This is a genomic window from Cognataquiflexum nitidum (assembly GCF_022538055.1).
GTDB lineage: Bacteria > Bacteroidota > Bacteroidia > Cytophagales > Cyclobacteriaceae > Cognataquiflexum > Cognataquiflexum nitidum.
The window spans coordinates 1-5818 of record NZ_JAKZAM010000063.1 but is presented as its reverse complement, the minus strand read 5'-3'; the positions used below and the strand labels follow the sequence as shown (position 1 = coordinate 5818).

Here is a 5818-nt window from a genome sequence, read left to right as displayed (position 1 = left end):
AATAGAAACTCTTTAGAAATTGAAACAATAACTAATTTCAAACAACAAAAGTGTCAACCATTTTCAGGACGAGACAGGATAACGAAACACTAAACGTCATTAGCTTTTCTGTAAATGCCAATTAAAACAACTCACAATGACAATCAAAGCGGCAGTGGAGACACTGCCGCTTATGCATAATGCAAACAACAATACAAATGGACTATTTAGAATTTAAGATTTCCTGCACAGAACCATTCCGAGAGATTCTTATCGCGGAGCTTTCTGAAGTCGGCTTTGCCTCGTTTTTGGAAACAGATGAAGGGATCGACGCCTACATTCAGGAGGATTTGATCGACAGGGAAGCCTATCAGGAAATCATCGACAGGTATAAAGAGACCGCAAAGATTGAAGTTCAGGAAGGCATGATGCCCAAAGTCAATTGGAATGAGGAGTGGGAAAAACATTACGACCCGATCTTTGTCGGCGATCAGGTATATGTCAGGGCTTCCTTTCACGAACCCAGACCTGAATTCAAATGTGAGATCCACATCAACCCTAAAATGTCTTTTGGCACAGGGCACCATGCTACCACATTTCTGATGCTGTCCCATCAGCTTACCCTAGATCATTCCGGCAAAAGGGTTTTGGATATCGGAGCAGGTACGGGCATATTGGCGATCATGGCGCATCAACTTGGGGCAGCTGAGATTGAAGCATTTGACATTGACGAATGGTGCGTGGAAAACGGCAATGAAAACTTTGACCTGAACGGCATGTCCAAAGTCAGGATGGGAAAAGGAACAGTCCGCGAAGTAAACCCTCAGGGTGAATTCGATATTGTACTTGCCAACATCAATAAAAATGTCCTCTTGGACGAAATGGAAGTGTATTCAGGTCTTGTGAAAAAAGGAGGAAAACTCCTGCTGAGCGGATTCTATGAGCATGACATTGCAGACATCCAAAACAGGGCTACTTCCTTTGGACTTACCCTTTTGGAACAAAAAACCAAAGACAATTGGGCAGCTTTAATTTTGGAGAAAATATGACCGAGTTGATCATTTATGCTTTCCTTTTCCTTGCTTTGATAGCACATACACTCATGGCCTCCAAGATGTATAAAACAGTCCATGCTGATGAATCACTCAACTTGAAAGAAAAGAATGACTGGAAGCTGAAAGCTTTGGTTTTTCCCGGGTATTACTTTGGAAAATACAAAGACCGCAACAAGAGTTAATAATTCAAACCCCTCAAAAATCTTGATCTAAAAAATAAACCCTCCGTGACTTTGATCATAGAGGGTTTTTACTTTGAAGAAAATTACATTTTATGTGGGTACGCTTTGTGGCCACAGATTACTAGGATTGAAAATCCATTGTAGTTACTCCGCCACAGCAGACAAATATATGGACTGTGGACTTTGCTTTTCAGTTTTCAGTCACTTCTTCATTTGGTGTAAAAGGATTTGACTGACGGATCATCCCGGAAGGCAATTCCCCTTCTGTTGAGGCTACTGCCACGCAGACGGCAGCATCTCCGGTGATATTTACTACTGTCCTAAACATGTCTAGAATCCTATCTGGGGCAATGATAAGGGCAATTCCTGCACCGGGTACACCGATAGCTTCCAAAACAATGATCAACATAATCAATCCTGCACCGGGAACACCTGCCGAACCTATTGCTGCCAAAGTAGCTGTCAAAACAATGGTCAATTGCTGGGAAATTGACAGATCCATGCCCAAAGCCTGAGCGATAAAGACCGCTGCTACTGCTTGGTAAAGGCTCGTCCCGTTCATATTGACGGTAGCACCCAATGGCAGGACAAAACTTGAAACTTCCTCGGAAACTCCAATTTCATCTTCCACTATCTTCATCGTCACCGGAAGGGTGGCAGAACTCGAAGAAGTCGAAAAACCCAACAACATTGCAGGTCTAAAGGCTTTAAGAAAGGTTATAAAAGGAATTTTGGTAAAGGATTTCAATAGGAGGTAGTAGACACCAAAGATCACCAAGAACAGTCCTCCCAATACCACCATGGTATATTTTAACAGAGCAAGAAGTAACTCCACAGCAGAATCCGGATCTTCTCCGGCAATCTCGACAATCAGGGAAGCCATCAGGGCAAAAACGCCATAGGGAGCAATCAGCATGATGTACTCTACGATTTTGATGATGACATCATTGAAGGCATCAAAGAAGCTGGTGAAGTTCTTGGCTTTTTCCTTGGGAATCTGAAGCAATGCAATTCCAACAATAATGGCAAAAAAGACAACTTGAAGCATGCTACTGTTGTCTGCTGCGGCTTTGATCACATTTTCAGGAACTATCTCTATCAATGGCTGCAAAGGTCCCTGACTCGATACTTCAGCTGCCTGATCTGCTTTGGAACCTGCTGTATCATCATACAATGACATCAGACTGTCTCTGGTACCTTGAGGAAGGCTTTCACCCGGTTTGAAGACATTCACCAGTAAGAGCCCTATTGAAATCGCAATGATGGTAGTAATCAAATAAGCCAAAAGGGTTTTCCCACCGATTCGGGATAGTTTGGATACATCTCCCAGATTTGCAACGCCAATCACCAAAGAGGCAAATACCAATGGCACTGCGATCATCTTCAATGAATTGATAAATACAGTCCCGATGGGTTTGACAAAATTGATGATGATATAGGGATCAATACCGAATTTGATCATCACCAAACCGACCACCAATCCCAAAACCAATCCGATGATAATCTGGGTATGCAAGGGTATCTTTTTCAACATAATATTCTGGGGTTATATTATAATTTGTTTGTTCGGCTGATCAAAAGGTAATCCGCCAATACCAAAGCGGCCATCGCTTCTACTATAGGTACTGCCCTGGGAACAACACAAGGGTCATGTCTTCCTTTGCCCGACACTGTCACGGAATCTCCGGCTTCATTGACCGACTCCTGATCCTGCATGATGGTGGCGACTGGTTTGAAAGCTACATTGAAATATATATCTTCTCCGTTGGAAATACCGCCCTGGATTCCTCCTGAATTATTTGTCTTTGTCCTGACGCGATCTCCATCCTGATAGTAAGCGTCATTGTGTTCCGATCCCCGCATCTTCACTCCTTCAAATCCACTTCCATATTCAAATCCCTTCACGGCATTGATGCTCAGCATGGCTTTGCCCAACTCTGCATGAAGCCTGTCAAACACCGGTTCGCCCAATCCGGGAGGAACGCCTTTGGCCACACAGGAAACGATCCCGCCTACGGTATCCCTGCTCTTTCTGACCTCATCGATGTATTCGATCATCTTTTCGGCCATTACAGGATCGGGACAGCGGACGATATTTTCCTCCGTTTTGGCAAGGTCAAGTTCTTGGTAGTTCTTCTCCAGTTTCATGTCCCCCACCTGACTGACAAAAGCCTGGATACTGACACCGTAGTGGCTCAGGAGCATTTTGGCGATGGCGCCACCGGCTACCCTTGCTGCTGTTTCCCTGGCGCTGCTTCGGCCTCCACCGCGGTAGTCTCTGATTCCGTACTTTTCAAAGTAGGTATAGTCCGCATGGGAAGGTCTGAATTTGTCAGCGATATGGCTATAATCTTTACTCTTTTGGTCGGTATTCATGATGACCAAACCGATCGGCGTGCCCGTGGACTTTCCTTCAAACACCCCCGATAAGATCTGAAATTCGTCTTCTTCTTTCCTTTGGGTGGTGATTTTGGATTGTCCGGGCTTCCGCCGCTGCATTTCATTTCGGATAAATTCCTCATCGATCGGCAAACCTGCCGGACAGCCTTCTATGACTACACCCAAACCCAATCCGTGGGACTCGCCGAATGTGCTTATTCTAAATATCCTTCCAAATGAATTACCCATTGCCTCTTCTTGTGATCAGGACGGCTAGTAATATGACTGAACCGACCAATAATAAATTAATAAAAACCGAAAAATAGTACTTATATCTCTGGTTTGAAAGCTCGTTGTTCTCCACATCAATCAGGTCATAGATCCCTCCCAGCCGCTGATTGGAAATTGCCTGATTGACTTTAGACTCTCCGGTCACATTGAGGATGGCTTTGGGTCTGAGGGTATCGTATTTTTCCAAAGCAGGATTGAAATATATCCATTCAAAGTAATCCCCTAGATTGATTCTCCCGGGCTCATTGATGGTGACGTAGTAGCTGAATTCTTTGAGTCCAGTGATCTTTCCATTCCCCCTGTTGACCTGCTGACGGACATTGGGATCGAAAGTATTGAGACGGTGAATCTGTTTTGTTTTGGGGGCAGAAACCGAATTGATGTTTCCCTGCCCTGTAATTCCAAAACTGTAGGTGATTCCTTCTCCTGTTTGCGCTTCAAATTCGGTGATGTTTTCCCTCAACTGAAAAATCCCCACACTGACTTCATTCCTGAGTGGATGGGGTGGCAAAGGTTTCACTTTGATTTTTTTGGAGGAAGAAGTGAAAGTTTTGAAATCCTCCAGTCTGTTGCTGCCAAAGAAGGTTGGGTTTTTGGCCACTTTGTATTTGATCATTTCCCATGAAATGGGCGGAATCGTGATTTCTCCCTCTGAGAATGGGAAAAAAGTTGCTTCATATACTTTGTACTTGATCCAATTTTTCCCGTTGAAAGTCACCCTTTCAGGCTGGATATTGGTGATGTTGAAATTCTCCTCCCATGCGTTGGCGGGCTTCATTTTTTTGAGAATGGCGTCCAATTGCTTGCCCGGTTCATAAAACTGAAAAGGGGCCTGATTGGTCTCCGACATATAAAAAGCCAGACTTACATTGAATCCTTCGCCTACATATATTTCTTCTTTGTCAACAGAAGAGGCAAAAAACGCGTCATCTTCAATTTCAATAAATTCGGGTTCTTCCCTGGTTCCACCGAAAATATCACTGAAAGGATCCGATTGGTTTGGCTGCCGCTGTGCTGCCCGTGCGTCGACCACGGTGACGGATTTTCCGGGAGAGGCGTAGTCATTGCCGTTGATTTTGATGCTAAACTTTCCAATGGTAACAACACCTTTTTTGGTCGGTTTATAATATTGGATAATGCTGCTGGTACTGCTGACCTGCCCATTGATGACATTCATGGAAGAAGATTGGGAAAGGCCCTGTTTTTGAAATCCGGCTATTTCCGGGAACTCATCATAGGATTTGATCTTGTCGTTTGCAATGGTCACTTTGATGCTGAAGGTCTCGTTGAGTGCTATTTCATCCGGCCCCAATTCGATGGCCACTTCCTGGGCAAAACTGCCCACAGAAATAAAAAGAAACAAACATACAAGAATAGCGCTGACTGTCGTTTTACTCATGATGGTATGACTACTAATGGTTTGCAAATTAGCTTTATATTTTAAACGCAACAAACCAAATTACATGTCGTATTAATAAACAATCTGTTTAATCATTACTTATAAATTCTTTAAAATATGCTGGAATACGTGAAAATCATCTTGATGAAAGTCAGTTTTGACAGAAGATTGTTTGAGAAGGAGTTGCGCAAGGCCCTAAACCTGCTGATGCCCACAGAGATACTTGAATTTAAGGATTGGTGTTACAGGAAGTTTTCAGGAAAATACGAACCCGTCCTTGATAAATATTTCATTAGCCTTGCAGGTTAAAGGAAAAAGCCCCGAGTTTGGGGCTTTTTTTATTAGGTTCTTGGTGTTCAATAAATTGTACTTTTAGAAATTATGTGTATCCGCATGAATGCACGTGACAAAATTTGACAATAAGTGTCAATAATTTGTGGTTGAAGTATAGTGGTGGTTTCTTGTACTAAAATATGAAACATTATGACCATACTACAATTCATGCAAAATTTTCCTGATGAATCAAGCTGCGA

The 5818-nt window shown here is 43.2% G+C and carries 6 protein-coding genes; 3 read left to right on the top strand and 3 right to left on the bottom strand.

Annotated elements, in window-relative coordinates; translation table 11 throughout:
- Positions 1 to 197: 197 nt before the first annotated feature.
- Together prmA and MMU07_RS21435 are read left to right on the top strand one after the other, a co-directional pair.
- Positions 198 to 1028 carry a 50S ribosomal protein L11 methyltransferase gene (gene prmA / locus MMU07_RS21440; RefSeq protein WP_241128661.1) on the top strand — a complete coding sequence of 277 codons (831 nt, stop codon included), beginning with the start codon at positions 198 to 200 and terminating at the stop codon, positions 1026 to 1028.
- The gene (locus MMU07_RS21435) at positions 1025 to 1216 is read left to right on the top strand and encodes a hypothetical protein (protein ID WP_241128660.1); all 192 of its coding nucleotides are present in this window, start codon (positions 1025 to 1027) and stop codon (positions 1214 to 1216) included. Before prmA ends, MMU07_RS21435 begins: the two co-directional genes overlap by 4 nt.
- A 190-nt stretch (positions 1217 to 1406) precedes the next feature.
- On the opposite strand, the gene MMU07_RS21430 is transcribed toward MMU07_RS21435, so the two are convergent.
- The 3 genes from MMU07_RS21430 to MMU07_RS21420 are packed head-to-tail and all read right to left on the bottom strand — an operon-like array spanning position 1407 to position 5285.
- Entirely contained in the window at positions 1407 to 2750 is a 1344-nt protein-coding gene (locus tag MMU07_RS21430; RefSeq protein ID WP_241128659.1) for a dicarboxylate/amino acid:cation symporter, read from the bottom strand.
- Positions 2751 to 2767: 17 nt separating this feature from the next.
- A complete protein-coding gene (aroC, locus tag MMU07_RS21425) occupies positions 2768 to 3844 on the bottom strand; it encodes a chorismate synthase (RefSeq protein ID WP_241128658.1) in 1077 nt (358 codons plus the stop codon).
- Positions 3837 to 5285, bottom strand: coding sequence for a BatD family protein (locus tag MMU07_RS21420; RefSeq protein ID WP_241128657.1), 1449 nt, complete (start codon positions 5283 to 5285; stop codon positions 3837 to 3839). The genes aroC and MMU07_RS21420 overlap by 8 nt, the downstream gene beginning before the upstream one ends.
- 117 nt (positions 5286 to 5402) lie before the next feature.
- Here MMU07_RS21420 and MMU07_RS21415 point away from each other — a divergent pair, with 117 nt between their 5' ends.
- Complete coding sequence (locus tag MMU07_RS21415) at positions 5403 to 5594, top strand: hypothetical protein (protein ID WP_241128656.1); 192 nt, start codon at positions 5403 to 5405, stop codon at positions 5592 to 5594.
- The last annotated feature ends 224 nt before the right edge of the window (positions 5595 to 5818 follow it).